Origin of the sequence: Sphingosinicella sp. YJ22 (genome assembly GCF_011320075.1) — a bacterium.
Classification (GTDB): Bacteria; Pseudomonadota; Alphaproteobacteria; order Sphingomonadales; family Sphingomonadaceae; genus Allosphingosinicella.
Window position 1 is genome coordinate 1 of sequence record NZ_JAANPA010000052.1, and the last position, 16,213, is coordinate 16,213.

The 16,213-nt window shown below is 65.2% G+C and carries 17 protein-coding genes, 1 tRNA gene and 1 pseudogene; 14 read left to right on the forward strand and 5 right to left on the reverse strand.

Features of this window, described 5'->3' with window-relative positions:
- Window positions 1–341: 341 nt before the first annotated feature.
- Both G7B71_RS14365 and G7B71_RS14370 read left to right on the forward strand, forming a co-directional pair.
- Complete coding sequence (locus G7B71_RS14365) at window positions 342–1,820, forward strand: serine hydrolase domain-containing protein (RefSeq protein WP_166042115.1); 1,479 nt, start codon at window positions 342–344, stop codon at window positions 1,818–1,820.
- Between the two features lie 174 nt (window positions 1,821–1,994).
- Window positions 1,995–2,189: a hypothetical protein gene (locus tag G7B71_RS14370; protein WP_166042117.1), complete on the forward strand. Its 195-nt coding sequence runs from the start codon at window positions 1,995–1,997 to the stop codon at window positions 2,187–2,189.
- Window positions 2,190–2,266: 77 nt separating this feature from the next.
- Here G7B71_RS14370 and G7B71_RS14375 read toward each other — a convergent pair whose 3' ends face one another.
- Window positions 2,267–3,646 carry an efflux transporter outer membrane subunit gene (locus G7B71_RS14375; RefSeq protein ID WP_166042119.1) on the reverse strand — a complete coding sequence of 460 codons (1,380 nt, stop codon included), beginning with the start codon at window positions 3,644–3,646 and terminating at the stop codon, window positions 2,267–2,269.
- Between the two features lie 130 nt (window positions 3,647–3,776).
- On the opposite strand from G7B71_RS14375, the gene G7B71_RS14380 reads away from it, so the two are divergent.
- Together G7B71_RS14380 and G7B71_RS14385 are read left to right on the forward strand one after the other, a co-directional pair.
- Entirely contained in the window at window positions 3,777–5,006 is a 1,230-nt protein-coding gene (locus tag G7B71_RS14380) for an HlyD family efflux transporter periplasmic adaptor subunit (protein WP_166042121.1), read from the forward strand.
- Window positions 5,007–5,035: 29 nt separating this feature from the next.
- On the forward strand, window positions 5,036–7,138 hold the full coding sequence (locus G7B71_RS14385) for a peptidase domain-containing ABC transporter (protein WP_166042123.1): 2,103 nt from the start codon (window positions 5,036–5,038) through the stop codon (window positions 7,136–7,138).
- A 297-nt stretch (window positions 7,139–7,435) separates the two neighbouring features.
- Here G7B71_RS14385 and G7B71_RS14390 read toward each other — a convergent pair whose 3' ends face one another.
- Window positions 7,436–7,582, reverse strand: coding sequence for a hypothetical protein (locus G7B71_RS14390; RefSeq protein WP_166042125.1), 147 nt, complete (start codon window positions 7,580–7,582; stop codon window positions 7,436–7,438).
- A gap of 223 nt (window positions 7,583–7,805) precedes the next feature.
- On the opposite strand from G7B71_RS14390, the gene G7B71_RS14395 reads away from it, so the two are divergent.
- The 3 genes from G7B71_RS14395 to G7B71_RS14405 all read left to right on the forward strand — a co-directional run bounded on the left by G7B71_RS14395 (window position 7,806) and on the right by G7B71_RS14405 (window position 10,237).
- The gene (locus tag G7B71_RS14395; protein ID WP_166042127.1) at window positions 7,806–8,114 is read left to right on the forward strand and encodes a hypothetical protein; all 309 of its coding nucleotides are present in this window, start codon (window positions 7,806–7,808) and stop codon (window positions 8,112–8,114) included.
- A gap of 169 nt (window positions 8,115–8,283) precedes the next feature.
- Window positions 8,284–8,562, forward strand: coding sequence for a helix-turn-helix domain-containing protein (locus G7B71_RS15845; protein ID WP_166042129.1), 279 nt, complete (start codon window positions 8,284–8,286; stop codon window positions 8,560–8,562).
- A gap of 187 nt (window positions 8,563–8,749) precedes the next feature.
- Window positions 8,750–10,237, forward strand: a complete 1,488-nt coding sequence (locus G7B71_RS14405) for a DUF3987 domain-containing protein (protein WP_166042131.1) — start codon at window positions 8,750–8,752, stop codon at window positions 10,235–10,237.
- 174 nt (window positions 10,238–10,411) lie between these two features.
- On the opposite strand, the gene G7B71_RS14410 is transcribed toward G7B71_RS14405, so the two are convergent.
- Window positions 10,412–10,906: a hypothetical protein gene (locus G7B71_RS14410; RefSeq protein ID WP_166042133.1), complete on the reverse strand. Its 495-nt coding sequence runs from the start codon at window positions 10,904–10,906 to the stop codon at window positions 10,412–10,414.
- A gap of 192 nt (window positions 10,907–11,098) precedes the next feature.
- Here G7B71_RS14410 and G7B71_RS14415 point away from each other — a divergent pair, with 192 nt between their 5' ends.
- The 6 genes from G7B71_RS14415 to G7B71_RS14440 all read left to right on the forward strand — a co-directional run bounded on the left by G7B71_RS14415 (window position 11,099) and on the right by G7B71_RS14440 (window position 14,659).
- The gene (locus G7B71_RS14415; RefSeq protein ID WP_166042135.1) at window positions 11,099–11,833 is read left to right on the forward strand and encodes a hypothetical protein; all 735 of its coding nucleotides are present in this window, start codon (window positions 11,099–11,101) and stop codon (window positions 11,831–11,833) included.
- Window positions 11,834–11,862: 29 nt separating this feature from the next.
- Complete coding sequence (locus G7B71_RS14420) at window positions 11,863–12,300, forward strand: DUF5681 domain-containing protein (RefSeq protein ID WP_166042137.1); 438 nt, start codon at window positions 11,863–11,865, stop codon at window positions 12,298–12,300.
- A complete protein-coding gene (locus tag G7B71_RS14425; RefSeq protein ID WP_166042139.1) occupies window positions 12,300–12,548 on the forward strand; it encodes a hypothetical protein in 249 nt (82 codons plus the stop codon). Before G7B71_RS14420 ends, G7B71_RS14425 begins: the two co-directional genes overlap by 1 nt.
- Window positions 12,542–12,724 carry a hypothetical protein gene (locus G7B71_RS14430; protein WP_166042141.1) on the forward strand — a complete coding sequence of 61 codons (183 nt, stop codon included), beginning with the start codon at window positions 12,542–12,544 and terminating at the stop codon, window positions 12,722–12,724. The genes G7B71_RS14425 and G7B71_RS14430 overlap by 7 nt, the downstream gene beginning before the upstream one ends.
- A gap of 379 nt (window positions 12,725–13,103) precedes the next feature.
- Window positions 13,104–13,811: a hypothetical protein gene (locus G7B71_RS14435; protein ID WP_166042144.1), complete on the forward strand. Its 708-nt coding sequence runs from the start codon at window positions 13,104–13,106 to the stop codon at window positions 13,809–13,811.
- Window positions 13,812–14,008: 197 nt separating this feature from the next.
- Complete coding sequence (locus tag G7B71_RS14440; RefSeq protein WP_166042164.1) at window positions 14,009–14,659, forward strand: hypothetical protein; 651 nt, start codon at window positions 14,009–14,011, stop codon at window positions 14,657–14,659.
- 1 nt (window position 14,660) lies between these two features.
- Here G7B71_RS14440 and G7B71_RS14445 read toward each other — a convergent pair whose 3' ends face one another.
- Together G7B71_RS14445 and G7B71_RS14450 are read right to left on the reverse strand one after the other, a co-directional pair.
- The gene (locus G7B71_RS14445) at window positions 14,661–15,638 is read right to left on the reverse strand and encodes a site-specific DNA-methyltransferase (RefSeq protein ID WP_207774811.1); all 978 of its coding nucleotides are present in this window, start codon (window positions 15,636–15,638) and stop codon (window positions 14,661–14,663) included.
- Between the two features lie 174 nt (window positions 15,639–15,812).
- Window positions 15,813–15,889: transfer RNA gene (locus G7B71_RS14450), tRNA-Arg, on the reverse strand.
- Between the two features lie 83 nt (window positions 15,890–15,972).
- Between G7B71_RS14450 and G7B71_RS14455 the strand changes: the two are divergent.
- Window positions 15,973–16,213, forward strand: a pseudogene (locus tag G7B71_RS14455) (hypothetical protein); the annotation flags it as partial.

Sequence of the window (16,213 nt, forward strand, 5' to 3'; positions counted from 1 at the left end):
CCTTCGCCGGCCTGAGGAACCCGCGCGACCGCGCCCACCTCATCGCCTATCTGGCGCGCGTCTCGCCCGGCGCCCCGCCCTTCCCGGCCCCGGCGCCGGCCCCCGGCGCGCCAGCCGCGACTCCCGCCGCCCGGTAGCGCGCGGCGAGCCAGTCTGAGGCCGCGCTCGACGGCCTGACCGTATCGCCAGCGAACAAAGCGGCGATCCTGTCCGAAATCGCACATCGCTGTTCAGGATCGGGCAGTTCCGCCGCCCGGACGGCGGCGCTGCTCTCGGGCGCAGCTGGCACGCGCTTTGCGGGAGCGGCCTGGAGAGAGCCGTCAACCATCAAAGGACCGCCCATGCGCATGCCGCTTCTGTTCGCTCTTCTGCTCACGTCCACCACTCCGCTGCTGGCGCAACCCGCGTCCCAGAGCGCGCCGTCGGCGGTCGACATCGCGACCGCCCGCGCCTTCCTCGACATCCTGGACCCTGGAAAGCAGAGCGAACTCGACGCCTTCATCGCCGATCGCATCTCCCCGCGCGCGGCCGAGTTCGAGCCCCCCGAACAGCTCGCGGCGCGGATCAGGGCGCTGGCCGGCCAAAGCGGCGGAATCGCGGTCTCCGAGTGGAACGAGGTTGGCGACCAGGTCCGCTTCGCCGGAACTTCGCGGAGGGGCGCGATCCCCGTCAGGGGGATCATCGGCCTTACCGACGGCAAGCTGGTCGGCTTCCAGATCGGGCCGGATCGCCGCGCGCGCGGCGCCGACGCGCCGGAGTGGCCAGCTTCGGCGGCGAGCGCCGACGCCGCGCTCGCCGCGATCGAACGGGAGCTCGAATGGCGCGCGAGGTCCAGCCGCTTTTCGGGCGCGGTCGTGATCAGCCGGCGAGGCGAGCCCGTGCTGGAAAGGGCCTATGGGCTGGCGCGGCGCTCGCCGGATGTGCCGGCCACAACCGACACGCCTTTCCATACCGCCTCGACGACCAAGATGTTCACCGCGGCCGCCATCGCCCAGCTCATCGATGCCGGCAGGATCCGCCTCGACATGACGGTGGCGGAGGCGGTGCCCGCCCTGGCGGCTTCGCCTGGCGCCGGACAGGTGCGGATCCGCGACCTGCTGGGGCACCGGGTGAGCTACGGGGACTATATTCTCAGCCCGGAATATCGCGCGATGGAGCGCGACGATACCTCCGCGACCGAATTGCTTGCCCTGATCGCGGACCGCGAACCGCGGCCCGCACGGGAGGGCCGGATTTCGTACAGCAACGCCAACTATCTGGTGCTGGCGGCCGCGATCGAGGCGGCGTCGGGCCAGAGCTATTACGATTATGTCGAGACGCATCTGCTGAGGCCGCTCGGCATGACCAACACCCTGTTCGGCGCTCCGGCGGCTCGGCCGAGCAACGCCGCGGTCGGCTGGATCAAGGACGACGTCACCGATCCGCTCGGCATTTCCGACTGGCGGGCCAATGACGGCGTCGTGCCGTATCGCGGCGGCCCGCCGGGAGGCACCTGGGCGTCGGCTCGCGACATGAGCCGCTTCATCCAGGCATTCGCGGCAGGCAGGATCGCCTCGCCCGCGACCATCGAGGCGATGCTCGGCGACCTTAGGACAAGCGGCCGCACCTTTCGCTACGGCCTCGGCTTCATGGTCAACGAGGCGAATGGCCGGACCTTTTTCGGGCACGATGGCGGCGGCGGCAATGCCGGCGTCAGCACGTCCGTGTTCACCTCCCGGGACGGCGCCTGGTCGGTGGCCGTCCTCTCCAACTTCAGCTCTCCCGCAGGCGACGATCTCGGCAAGACCCTGATGGACCTCCTGCTCACGGTCCCGGAGTGAGGCGCCAGCGGGCGGCTGACCCCGGACCTCAGGCGAATTTCCCGTCCGGATAACGATTGACTGAGCGTTGTTTCGCGGCGGGACAGCCGGTTTTCAGCGGTTGGCAAAGGAAATGGCCTCTGTCAGCCCAATGGCCTTCGCCCCGGCGAAGCTGAAGGAACAGGAGCCAAACACATGCGCGAACTGTCGACCCACGAACTGAGCCACGTCAGCGGCGCCGGTTCGTCCTGCTACGATCCCTGCTACGATCCCTGCGCGCCGAAGAACCGCCGCAAGGGCAATAACGGCTACGGCAATGGCGGCGACGACGGCGTGCCCGGCAATTCCGGCAAGACCGGCGGCGGCAAGGCCGAGGACCGGGTGCGCTAAGCCCGCACCGAGCCTGAACTGCATTTCGAGGCCGGCAGCGCCCGCGGGGCGACGCCGGCCTTGTCATGTCCGAATGCTCAGTGGCGCGCGGCAACCGCGGCTGGAGCGCCCGGCCCGCCCATCGCCCGATAGAGATCGATCGCCGCCTCGAAGCGCTGCTGAAGCGCCACCGCACGCGCATCCTCGACCGCGACCAGTTGCTCCTCCGCCGACAGCACGGTCTGCAGGTCGGTATAGCCCTCGACATATTGCAGGCGCGCGAGACGCGCGGTGGTGCGAGCCTCCTCGACGATCTGGTCGAGCAAGGCGGCGCGCTGGCGCGACTGCTCGGTCGCGACAAGCGCGTCCTCGGCCTCGCGCAGCGCGGAGAGCAGGGCCGAGCGGTAAAGCTCGACGCTTTCGCGCTGCGCGCCGCTGGCGAAATCGAGCTCGCCGCGCAGCCGGCCGCGGTTGAAGATCGGCGCCAGCAGGTCGGCCCCGATCGAGGCAGTGAGACCGATCGGACCGCCGAGCGCCGCCGCTTGCCCCAACCCGCTGGCGCTGAGCCGGATCGAGGGAAGAAAGGCCGCGCGGGCGCGGTCGACGTCCCCCTCCGCGGCCGCGATGCGCGCTTCCGCCGCGCGCACGTCGGGCCGGCGAACGAGCAGCTGGGCCGGCTGGACGGTGGCGATGACGGGGACGGAGAGCGCATCGAGCGCCACCTCGGGGGCGGTGAAGAGCGGGGCTTCGGCGCCGGCGAGAAGGGCCAGCGCGCTGCGCGTGCGTGCGCGCGCCTCAACCAGCCGGGTGCGCTCGACCTCGAGCTGGCGCACCTCGACCGCCTGGATGCCGGCGTCGACCCGCGTCGCGGCGCCAAGCCGCAGCCGAACGCCGATGATCCGCTCCAGGTCGCGCGCGCTGGCGATGTTGCGGTCGATGAGATCGATGCGGTGGCTGAGCACGGCATGCTGGACGAAGGCGCGGGCGAGCTCGGCCTCGATGACCAGCGCCAGGGCGTCGCGGTCGAACGCCGCCGCGGCGACGCGCGCACGGGCGGAGCGACGGCCCGCGGCCTGGCGCCCGAAGAGGTCGAGTTCCCAGGACAGGTCGAGCCCGGCGCTGGCCACGCTGAAATCGAACGGCGAGCTGCCGGGATCGTCGGACCTGATGCTTCGCCCGCCGACGGCCAGCGAGCCGGTCGGCAGGCTCTCGGCGCGGGCGGTGCGCAGCTGGGCGCGCGCCTGCTGGATACGCGCGGCCGCCGCGCCGAGATCGGGATTGGCGGCAAGCGCCTGGGCAACCAGCGCGCTCAGCTCCGGGGAGCGCAGGGAAGCGGCGAGCCGGCGGCTCTCGCCGGCCAGCTCGTCGCCGGGCGCCACGCTCCATCCAGTGGACAGCATGGGCTGCGGCGTCGCGAGCTGGACGCTCGGGGCGCAGCCGGTGACGGCGAACAGGGGCAGGAACAGGCGCAGACGCATCGCGATCCGCCTTAGCCGCCCGCGGTAAAGGATCGGCTAAGCGCGCCGCGCCGCCGACGGTTTCCCGCCGTTTAACTGCTCTTTATCCCCTCTCGCCTATGGCACCGGGTTCGATGCGAGTATCCCGGTGATGGCGACAAATCTGTTCAGGCAGGAGGCGATCGACGCGCGGCGCGACCGGCTCGCTGGCGCCGTCGTCGCCGCGACGCCGCCGCGCTCGTCAATCTATGTCTGGCTGCTCGCCGCCGTCGCGGCGGTCGTCATCCTCGTCCTCATCTTCGGTCAGCATGGCGCGCGTGCGCAGATGAAAGGCATTGTGTCCTACGATGCCGGCATCGCCCGGGTGCAGTCCAACGCACCGGGCGAGGTGCGCGCCATCGCGGTGCGCGAAGGCGCCCAGGTCCGCGCCGGGACGCCGCTCGTCACGCTCGCCTTGGCGCAGGGCAGCGGCGGGCTTTCCGGGCAGCTCCAGGAGCTCCGCGCTCAGGACAGCGCGCTCGCCGACCAGCAGGAGCTCGAGATCCGTCTCGCCGAGCAGGAAGCGGCCTCGCTTCAGCGCCAGCAGGCCAACATCAATGCCACCATCGCCTCGCTCGAACGCCAGCGCGGCCTTGCCGCGGGTCAGGTCCGCCTCGCCGAGGCCGAGAGCCGCCGCGCCGCCGCCCTCGCCGCCGAGGGCGCGGGCACCCAGCGCCAGGTCGAGGAGAGCCGCGCGGTCCTCCTGTCCCGCCGCGCCGAGCTCGAGAGCATCAACGAGCGCATCATCGGCCAGCGCGACTCGCTCCGGCTGGCGACCTCGGGAGTCGCCGAGCGCCGGCTCCAGGCCGAGCGAAGCCGCTCCGAGCTCGGCGCGCGCCGTGCAGGCCTCGCCAGGGAAAGATCCGGCCTCGCCCGCGAGGACGGCCTCGTCTTCACCGCGCCGGTCGACGGCACCGTCGAGCATGTCGGCGTGCAGATCGGCGAGCGCGCCGGTGCCGACGCCACGCTTGTCACCATCGTTCCCGGCGGCAGCCGGATGGAAATCTGGCTCTACGCCGCCTCGCGCGAGGCGGGCTTCGTCCGGCCCGGCCAGGAGGTGCGTCTGCTGTTCGACGCCTTTCCGCACCAGACCTACGGCGCCGGCCGCGGTACCGTTCGCGACGTCTCGCGCGTACCTGTGGACGCTGCCTCGCTCGACCGCGCGCTCGGCCTCGAAGGCCCGGTGTTCCGCATCCGGGTGACCATCGACCAGCTGCCCGACGCCGCTTCGGTGGCCGGCCGCCTGCGCGCCGGAATGACCCTGTCCGCGGCGATCCAGCTCGAGCGGCGGCCGCTGTGGCAATTGCTGTTCAACCCCTTCGCGTCGGCGGTCGGCCGGTGAGCGGGGTGGAATGGCCATGGACCCGGCGCATGCAGCCGGTGCTTCAGGCGGAGGCGGCTGAGTGCGGCCTCGCCTGCCTGACCATGGTCGCCGTCCATCACGGCCATCGGGTCGACCTGCCCGGCCTTCGCCGCAACCATCCCATATCGATGAAAGGCGTGACCCTGGAGGCGCTGATGGCGGTCGCCTCGCGCCTCAACCTCGCGCCGCGGGCGCTGCGGCTGGAGCTCGAGGAGCTCGGCCAGCTCCAGCTCCCCGCCATCCTCCACTGGGACCTTGCCCATTTCGTGGTGCTGGAAGCGGTCGGCCGCGACGGCATCACCATCCTCGATCCCGCCGCCGGCCGCCGCACGATACCGCTCAAGACCGTCAGCCGCCACTTCACCGGCGTCGCCCTCGAGCTCACCCCCGCCCGCGCCTTCGAGCCGATCGTCGCCCGCGCCCGGATCCGTCTCAGCGACCTGTGGAGCCGGCTCGACAATTACGGCCCCGCCGCGGCGCAGATCCTCGGACTGTCACTGCTCCTCCAGTTCACCGCGCTGCTGACACCCTTCTTCCTCCAGCTCACCGTCGACCAAGCGATCGGCCAGAGCAACGAGAACCTGCTCACCCTGCTGCTCGTCGGGTTCGCATTGGTCTACGCGCTCAACGGGATCATCGCGGCGCTGAGATCCTGGGTGGTGCTGACGGTCGGGGAATCGCTCTCCTTCCACCTCGCCGGCAATGTCGTCAGGCACCTCATACGGCTGCCTTTGTCCTTCTTCGAGCGGCGCCATGTCGGCGACCTCCTCTCACGGATCGGCTCGATCGAGCCGATCAAGGACCTGCTCACCCAGGGCATCGTCAACGTCGTCATCGACAGCTTCCTCGCCATCACCACGCTGATCGTCATGCTTCTGATCAGCCCGACGCTGGCGCTGCTCGTGGTCGCGACGACCGGCGCCTATCTCCTCGTCTCGCTGCTCCTCTATCCCGGCCTTCGCCGCCGAACCGAGGAGGAGATCGTCGCCCACGCCCGTCAGGAAACCCACCTGATGGAGACGATGCGGGCGATGCGCGCAATCAAGCTCCACACCCACGAGGCGGCGCGCGAGGCGAGCTGGCGCAACCATTATGCCGACGTCGTCTCGGCGAGCTACCGCGCCGGCACCTACGAGATCCGCCTCAAGCTCGCCGAGAGCCTGGTGTTCGGCGGTCAGTTCCTCTTGATCGTCTATTTCGGCGCCGCCGCGGTGATCGGCCAGCAGCTCACGATCGGCATGCTGCTCGCCTTCATCGCCTACCGCACGAGCTTCACCGCCAGCGCCTCGGCCCTGGTCCAGCAGGCGCAGCGCTGGCGCCTCGTCGGTCTCCACCTCGACCGCCTCTCCGACATCGTCGCGCACAATCCCGAGCCGCTGGTCATGACCCGGCGCAGTCAGCCCCTCCCGGGCCCGGCCATCGCCGCCAGCGGCCTCGCCTTCGCCTACGATCCGGGCGACCCGCCGCTGTTCGAGGATCTCGACTTCGCCATCCCCGCCGGCTCGCTCGTCGCGATCACCGGCCCGTCCGGCGCGGGCAAGACCACCTTGATGCGGGTCATGCTCGGCCTCCTCCCCGCCACAAGAGGAGAGCTCCTCGTCGACGGCAGCCGCCTCACGCCCGAATCGATGGCGGCCTGGCGCGGTCGCATCGGCGCGGTGATGCAGGACGACGTCCTTCTCACCGGCACCATCGCGGACAATATCGCCTTCTTCGACCGTATCATCGACGAGGAGCGGATGCAGGTCGCCGCCCGCCTCGCCTGTATCCACGACGACATCGCCCGCCTGCCGATGCAGTATCAGAGCCTGGTCGGCGACATGGGCGCCGCGCTCTCCGCCGGCCAGCGCCAGCGCATCCTACTCGCCCGCGCGCTCTACCGCGACCCCGACGTCCTGTTCCTCGACGAAGGCACCGCCAATCTCGACGAGGACACCGAGAACGCGGTCGCCGACGCGATCCTCAGTCTGCCGGTCACCCGCATCGTCATCGCCCACCGCCCCGCCTTGGTGCGCCGCGCCGACCACGTCCTCCACCTCGCCGGCGGCAAGCTGCACCTCGTGCAAGCCACGGTCCATGATGGCCGAGCGGCGGTTCGGGCGCGCATATAGATCGAGCAGCTGCCGGTCCGGGTCAACGGACCCGGACGCGTTTGCACCCATCCCGATCCGCCCAGGCGGATCGCGACGCGGTTGAAACCGTCATTTGAAGAGTGGCGCGCCCGGAAGGATTCGAACCTCCGACCCCCAGATTCGTAGTTTTGCAGTGTCGTTGATTTTATTGGGTTTTTTTGTAAACCTTCGCCCGGATCAGTCCTTTCGTATCAGACACTTACCGAGTGGCTGTAAACCGCATTCGGGGCACCAGGTTGTTCGAGGGTGGACGCTGAGCCCTGGCGGGAAGCCGGATCAGGTCGGCTTGGAGGGCGCGTTCTTTACCATGTGATAGACGCCGTAAGCGGCGATGATGAGCCCGATGAACGAGACGACGGGCGCACCAAACAGGCCGACGATGAGCAGGAGCAGTCCGGCAAGGAAAGGGAAGGTGTGCTGCATACCATTTAAAAATTCCATTTGGGTCCTCGGCTGAACGTGAGCTGCCGCGTCTAGGCCGATCATTGAGCACAACCCAGTCTCGATCCTGAAGAAGGACCTCCGCCCCTCCCCTCCCCGCACTCGCCACATCGACCGCCGCAACGTCGGCAAGTTCTGGAACCTGCTCACAGAGGCTCGGCTCGCCCCGAAGAACGCGGACGCCCTCGCCGGCATCGACCTAGTGATGTTCCTCCTGCTCACCGGTGCGCGCCGAAATGAGGGCGCGGCGCTCACGTGGGACCGGGTCAACATCAACGACGATGATCCGTCCGACTGCTGGTGGCACATTCCCGATCCGAAGAACCGGAACCCCGTCTGGCTTCCCCTGTCGTCGCAAGCGGTGACGGTCCTCAAGTCGCGCAAGCCGGTGAAGGACACGCGACCGAATAGCGATCCTTGTTCGGCCTTGAGGGCGAAGCAGCAACCTGACGTGGAAATTTCGCTTGCCGGACTTTCCCGCGGCCCCTTAAAGCTACGTGTGCTCCCCGCTTGACGGGGGCCGGGCCTGAACGAGGCGCGCCCAAAGAAGTATCGTTCCGAGAGCTAGAGCCGGTCGGAGTAAGGGTAGCCAATCCCCCAGGACCCGGACACTTCCAGAGCGGCATTCGGTCGTCTGGTGCTGGTGATCACAGCGCAACTCAGTTCTTGTTGCGGAGTCACCCGTGAACACGTCTGTCGATCTAAACGACCTGCTCGACAATGAGCAGACCGCCGCACTGCTTGGCATCAAGCCAAACACCCTCGAAATCTGGCGCACGAAAGGCCGTGGCCCGGCGTTCCTGAAGCTCGGGGACGCTCCTCAGGCCCCCGTCCGCTATCTACGCTCTGAAGTCATGGGCTGGCTGGCGGGACGGTCGTTCCCGAGCACGAGCGCGTACACGGCGGCTGTGCGGTCGCCCGCCAGACCAATGGTCTCGCAGCCCGGCAGGGCATCCGCATGAGAACGCGGACCTATTTTCGCGCCGTACCTGATCGGCAAGCCCGCCATAAGCAGGGTTCAGAGAAACGGCTCGGTGCAAGGGGACGCACCGAGCCGTTCATCACCTTCCGAAACTGCCCACCCACATCGACGAAAGGCCAGCAGCTATGCGTAGCCTAGGACAGGCTGTCGGGACCAGCAGCGACAAATTGCACCTTGAACACTTCGACGAGGGACAGGGCTGGTATGTCATGCAATGCGCCCTTGAGCGCGGCGATGATCCTCACGAGGCCCTGCGCGCCGCACAAGCCCGGCCGCCGCGCATCAGCGGGGACAGCACCGGCCCCCGGCCGATCAGCGCTGTAGGCGGCGCTAAGGAGCCTGCGTGCGGGTGGCCGCCGGGTCGGACAGGTAACATGGCCCGCCTCATATTCGAGACCAGCTATTCGCCTGTCCCCGAGGTGGCGATCGCCGCGACCATTGCGCTGCTCGCGGGCGTTTGTGGACGAGCCTATCGGACGCATACCGGCGTTGACCTGGCGCTCTACATGATCCTCGTCGCGCGCAGCGGAACGGGCAAGGATGCCATTCACAAGGGCATTCCAAGGGTGCTGAAAATGGCGGAACGTCCAATGGCCGACCGCTTCGTTCGCAGCGTCGATTTCGTTAGCGGGCAGGCACTGCAGAAAGAGCTGTTGCGAGAACCCGGCTTCCTCAACCTGCAAGGGGAGTTCGGCAAGAAGCTGAAGCAGATGTCGAACCCGACGAACGCTCCGATGCAGGCATTTCGTACCCTGATGCTCAACGCCTACGCGCGAGAGCACCTTGAGGGAATGTTCTACAGCAACGCCGAAAACAACCTCCTCGGAGTGGACTGGCCGGCGCTCTCGTTCCTTGGTGAGACGACGCCGGGCACGTTCCTCCAATGCCTGACGGCCGACATGATGGAGGATGGTTTCATGTCGCGGTTTCTCGTCATCTCCTACGACGGCGACAAACCCTATCCGAACCCGAACCACGGGAGGGCTGTGCAACTTCCCGGAGACGACTTGGGACACTGGGGTAATCTCGTTGACCACGCGCTCCGCTATCAGTGGCCGGTCAACACTCCTGCCCCGCTCATCGCTACGCCGAATGAAGACGCGCTTGAGCGGCTAACCGCGTTCGAGAGAGAGTGCATCGCTAACGTCAACGCGACAGAGGAGGACGCGGAGCGGCAGGTCTGGAATCGTGCGCACCTTAAGGTGCTCAAGATCGCGAGCCTCCTCGCCGTCGCCGACCACTTCCTCAAGCCCGTCATCAAGATTCAACACGTTGCATGGGCGCGCTCACTGGTGGCTCGCGACATAGCGATGTTCGAGGCGCGCAAGCGCGCGGGCGATATTGGGAGCGGCGACGACGCACGTGAACGGAAGCTACTCCAGATCATGGGCGACTATCTGCTCCACCCTCCAGGCGCTGGTCACAAGGTACCGGAGGATTTGCGAGTGAGACTCATCATCCCCCGGTTCTACCTTCAGAGGCGAACGGCGAGCCTCCCTGCCTTTCACAACCACAGACTTGGGCCGACCAAGGCACTGGATGAGGCTATGCGGAGCTTGGCTGACAGCGGGTACGTGCGAGAAGTGCTCCGACACGAGCTAATCGAGAGACATAGCTTCCATGGCAAAGCGTATCGCCTGCTGCGTGGAGAGTGACTGAGCGAGAGACCGGCCTTACAGTTAAGGTCGGTCTCATAACGCTTAGACTGACTCTTAAAGCGCTAAAAACATAGAGATAAGCTACAGCTTTAAGAATTTAAGGCTTTAATACAGACCCTGTGAACGGGTCGGCAGCAATGGGAAGGGGGTGCGGCTTAAAGCCTTACAGCCCTAAACCGCTCGCTCGCACACATCGATTATCCGTTGGGCCAACTGCTCGGCCGTGTGGCAGCGGTAGCTCGTGAACTTGTCTGCGCTAGTCGCAGATTTGTTCGGACGAATGACAAGGTGTCCCCCTGTGGCTTTGCTCATGTTCGGAAGCTCAGCCATCGGAATGAACCATGTGGTGACGAAGTGCGTCAAAGCCTCATCAATTAGGGCCGCAACGACGTACGCGGCACGGGCCTCGTTGAAGGTCGCTTGCCGCACCATGAAGTGAACGCTGTTTCCACGCTTCCCAGTGTACGGATTGCGGATGGTCACCGTCCGGCACTTCAACTGGATGGCGACCGAGTTGCCGGTCAGTTTGTCGAAGAACAGCACGTCCAACCCGCAGTCATCCGCCAGCGGTTGGAAGGGCGATAGGCGACCATCGCTAGCCTTCATCACCGCATTGATGAGCAGATTCTCGCCGATGGCTCCGACTTGGGTCGATGTGAGGGGCATCTGCCACCTCTAGCGACGCCATGTGCGCCCGCCAATGTGGTCACGTGCCCGCAGCTCCACATTGCAGTACCGCGACCATCAGATGCACGATTTGCTGTTATTTTCCTGTAAGGTACTGTTGCCCTTGCTGAACTACATTGCTCACCGCTAACTAAAAGCCCAGCGTAAGCAACATCAGCTTTCGGGGGTTACATGAACACTGATAATATCGACGTGCGGGTCACGCCCGCTCTGCATCCTGAAAACATCAAACAGCTCGACGGCTGGGACGAAGAGGTCGCTCCTATCCTCAGCCAGACCGAAACGGCTTTCAGTACTGCCTACGAAGGGCTGAAGGCCATTCACGACGCGAAGGCGGCGGCTGCGAAGAACCCTACCCTCAATGATGCCGCTCGGCTCATCCAAGTCGACGACTTCGCGCAGAAGAAGCTGGGCGCGATCACCCGCGCCTTCGACGCTGAGCTATCGCGGCTCAACAAGGCGGTCACCTCGCTGGAGCAGGAGTTAAGCCAGCCGGTGGAGAGCAAGGCGGCTGCCGGGTCCATCCCCGCGGAGGTTCGCGCCCACCTCAAGCAGCTACCTACCGGGGAGCGCATGAGCGCAATCCGCGACGCGATCACCAGCGGTGATGTGGTCGTCGCAACGGCCGCTCTTGGTGCCCCGGCAATGCTCAGCGGCCTCGACCCGAAGATGCAGGCACTCCTGCTCCGCGAGTACCACGTGAAGCAGAACCCCACCGCCGCGAAGCGCCTCAAGGTGATGCAGGGCGCGAAGGAGTTGATCGCGCAGCGTGGCGGTCTGGCGATGAGTGTCGCGATGGATGCGGTCGGGTTCATCACCGAGCCCAAATCGCTGCGCAGGATTTACGCGTCCGAGCTTCGCAAAGCGCGCGACGCTGCCGAGGCCCCGTTCCGGGCCGTGGGTTGATCGGGCGCTGTTGAGATCAGAGGAAGCCAATGACCGAGATAGTTCAGTCTGAACCGGCGCCAGCCCGGTGGGTGAAGGGTATGCCCTCGCCCAACCCGCGCGGTCGTCCCCCTGGTATTGTGGACAAGCGGACGAAGGTGACGCAGGCGCTCGCGGACGACGCTCCTTCAGTTGCCCGCGTGGTCATCGACGCGGCGCTTGAGGGCGACATGCAGGCTGCGGGCATCGTCCTCAGCCGCGTGGCCCCGCCCATCAAGTCGCAAGCGGAGCGGGTCCACTTCGAGTTGAGCAACGACCTGCCGCTCGCTGACCAAGCGCAGCAGATCCTTCAAGCCATCGCGGGCGGGAAGGTAGACCCGGAGACGGGCAGAACCCTCATCGGATGCATCCAATCCGTGGCCGGCATCCGTGCGGTCGAGGAGCTTGAGCAGCGCATCATCACCCTTGAAGCGAAGCAGGTGAACTAATGGCCGTCATCGCGACCAAGCGAAACTTCGTGTGCGCCTATGAACCGCTCCCCGAAGACTCCTTCGTAGAGACATGGGTGCAAGGCTCGGAACGGCGCTACCTTCTCCTGACGCAGCCCATTGCGCGCTACGACAAGGCGGTCGCCTTCGCGGTCAACTTGGCAGACCAGATGGCTCAGTGCCTTGAGGTCATCCCAATCACGGCCGGCGAATTCCTCGATCGCTATCGGGGGCAGCAATCATGCTGATTGGCAACGACGACCACGAGAATCGGCCGCGCAAGTTCACGCTCGGTGAGGACGACAAGGAGAAGCTGCTGGCCCAGCATGAGGAGCGAACCCAGCTTCGCCAGATCGAAGCCGACCTGAACCTCATCAAGGTGCTCCGGCTAGGCGAAGCCTTCAAACGGCTCAAGGACGGCTAACCACATGGCGAGCGTCCGTTGCCTCAGCGCCCGCCTCCGCAAGCTGGAGCAGGCTCGGATGCCAGCGCTGTCGCCGCTGGAACTGGCTTATGGCTCGCTACAGGCGTTTGAAGCGTCCATCCGGGCGGATGTTGACGCAGGCGTGCTGGACCGGCACGATATGATCGGCCCGAGTGGCGACGGCGGCGTGCTTCGCGCGCTCCTCACCTGGCATACGAACCGCGTCTGGAGTTGCGGGGGTGACGGGAACCGGTGCTAGGTCATCCTTCGAAAGACATTGCCTAATGGACAAGCAGCGGCAATGAATGGCCTTGCCTGAATCCTAGCAAGCAGCGTGATGTACCAAAACCCCCGACCCCCTCGAATAAGTCGTCGTCTCATGATCTGGGGGGCGGTGATCTCCGCCGCGTATCTGGCGATGATGATCTTGTATGTGTCCTTAGGGAGCCATTCAGTAAGCAGTTTAGAGCTTAATGCCCTCGGCGACTTCCTAGCTGGTACGTTCAGCCCGCTCGCGTTCTTTTGGCTTGTGCTCGGTTTCATTCAGCAGGGCCACGAGCTGCGGCATAGCGCAGATGCGCTATGGCTGCAGGGTCAGGAGCTGCAAAAATCCGTCGAGCAGCAGCGCGAGCTGGTCGGAGTTACACGCGAGCAACTGGCGTTGGAGCAGGAAGCGCGGAAGCAGCTGGAATCTGAGGCAAGTCGAGCGGCGCTTCCGACCCTCGTCCTCCATGAAGTTGGTACAACGATTCAGGAGGGTAGTTCGGTCTACCACCTCCGCCTGCTAAACCTGGGGACCACTTGTACACTGCTCACGATCTATGTCTTTGACCATGCCCACAACGAGGCGCCGTCCCTCGAGACCGATGGAAACCTCAGCTTCACCGTGCGATTCAAGGGACAGTCCCTTGTGAGACCCGTCCCAGTGACCGTGCGCTTCACCGACCGACGAGGTCGCAAAGCCTCTCAGGTATTTGAATTGGTTCCGGCCGGGGCCGGGCAGCCGACCCCGGTCACGATAACCGCTTACGAGCCCGCCATTGCTGCCCCACTCGCCACTGATACGGGACAAAATGACACTGTGTGACGGTGTCGTTCCAGCACTGCTCCAGCAGACACCGAATCTGTGGGTCCGCGCCTCGAAGCCCTTCGTTTTTATGTTGATACTCGGGCACCGCACAACATCAGTGCGCCCAAGGTAAGCTCTCGCAAGACCCTTTCCCGCGGACGAATGAACCGATACGAAGCGCCTTCCAAGGGGAGGTTCAGCTAATGCGTATCGGAATGACTGACGAGGAAATTGAGTTCGCGGCCTGCAATCCAGAGCCCGTGAAGATTGAGCATTTTAACCCTAATGCCGTCATTCCCTTCGGCGTTACCATCCAGAATGTGCGCGCCGCGATGAACGACTTCATCGACTTTATGAAGATGGTTAATGTTCGGCTTAACGAGAATGGCTCGCCCCGATTCGAGACGATGCTGATGCCGGCGAACTTCAGTAGCATCGTCGGAGAATTCTTTATCGCGAATCTGCCGAAGCACGCTCCCGGCGTGGTGAAGAACCGTTACCACAACGGGCATCCAGACATTCTCCCCGCCGGGCACTTCCCCAACGATTCCCAGCAGTATTGCGAATTGGGAATCGAGGTGAAGGGCTCGCGTTACCTGAAGGCGTGGCAGGGCCACAACGCTGAAGCCTGCTGGCTGATGGTGGTCATGTTTGACGCCAACCGGGCAGTTGATGAGGCCAACGATGTTCCGCCGATGCCCTTTCGTTTCCTGCGCGTCGTCGGCGCGCAGCTGACAAAAGACGATTGGAAGTTTGCGGGGCGGTCCGCGACCAGTCGGCGCACGATCACCGCCAGCGTGACGAACTCAGGCTACAACAAGATGATGGCAAACTGGATTTACAACGCGCCCGGATTGCCGATGTAGTTCAGAGAAGGTGCAGCTGGGACTCCAATTCCGACTCCCGCGCGACGAAGGATCGTATGTCTGCCTTCGCAAGCCCAGGAATGGCTGCGCACGCCATGTCAAAGTAGTCCTGATAGCGCTCGATACCCACGCATTGCAGGCCAAGCGCCTCGGCGGCTGCTACCGTCGAACCCGACCCCATGAACGGGTCTGCAATTACCCCTTCTCCTAGCGGCAGCGAGGCACGAACGACCTGGCGCATAAGGGACTGAGGCTTGATGCTCGGGTGGTTAGCAACGTCGCGTTCGCGCTTCGGCGTCCGCTCGCTGACCACAACATCGTTAAAGGGATTGCCGTCCTCGAGGCGGCGCAGTCCACCCGTTTGGTAGGTGCGGAGGCATTCAGCGACCGTCATCTTGGCGGGGAGTGGTTTGCGGAAGATGCCCCACGGCTCGTAGCAGCCGCGCGGCATGGAACAGACGTTTGGGAATTCCTCTTCCGCGTTCTTGGGGCGATCCCCGCCTCGAAGCGTGCGAACCAGCCTGATGAATTCACCCCGGAACTCCAGACCGCTCCTCACCAATGCGCCAAACACGAGTTGCGAGAGGAAGGAATTGCTGGCGAGGAAGATATGTCCGCCCGGACGCAGCGCGTGGATGACCTGTTTGCCCCACTCATAGAAGAAGCGATCCACCGAATCGCGCTCCTTCCGGTCGAGCGCTGTGAAGCGCGGCAGTGGCGACCGAACGTGACCATCGAACGAAGGCGGGATGCGCCAGATGCCCCCGTTGCCGTTGTCCTTCTTTTCGAGCTGATCGAAGTTGTACTCTTTGACGCCATACGGGGGATCAGTGACGACGGCGTGCAAGGTGTTTTCAGGTAGCCGCCCTAGCCATTCAAAGCAGTCCGCATGGACAGCCATCGCCGAGTGGAAAGAGCGCGATTCGTAGTCGAGTGCGAGCGTCTTCAAACTTGCCACCTGTGCCGTTCCGTCGTCCAACGCGATTCCCTTACACGCGACCGACCCTACGCATACAGGGTTGATCTGTACACCTTTCGTTCTGGAGAGCGGGGACCACACGCTCTAGCACTTACAAAGTGCTTATTGTCGGCACGCAGCTAACAAACGGCCCTTAGAGACCTGCCGCTAAGCGGCTACTGGGTTTTGGAAAAATGGCGCGCCCGGAAGGATTCGAACCTCCGACCCCCAGATTCGTAGTCTGGTGCTCTATCCAGCTGAGCTACGGGCGCCCGAGAGAGACGGCCAGATAGGGGGATGATTCCGATTGCGCAAGTCCGTTGCCGAACCCCATCGCTTTCCCTAGGCAATTTGTGTGCGTGTGCTCCTAATTCCCCTCCTCCCCGCCCTGTTCGTCGCCGGCTGCGCGAGCGGCGGCACCTTCCCCTCGCTGGCGCCGCGGCCGGTCGAGCAGTTGTCGATGGAGGAGCCGATCCGGGTCGATCCGCCGGTCGCGACCGACCCCGCCCTGCGCGGCCGCATCGCCGATCTGCTCGCGCGCGCCCGCGCCGGCGACGCGGCGTTCGAACGCGCTTTTGCCCGCGCCGCGCCGCTGG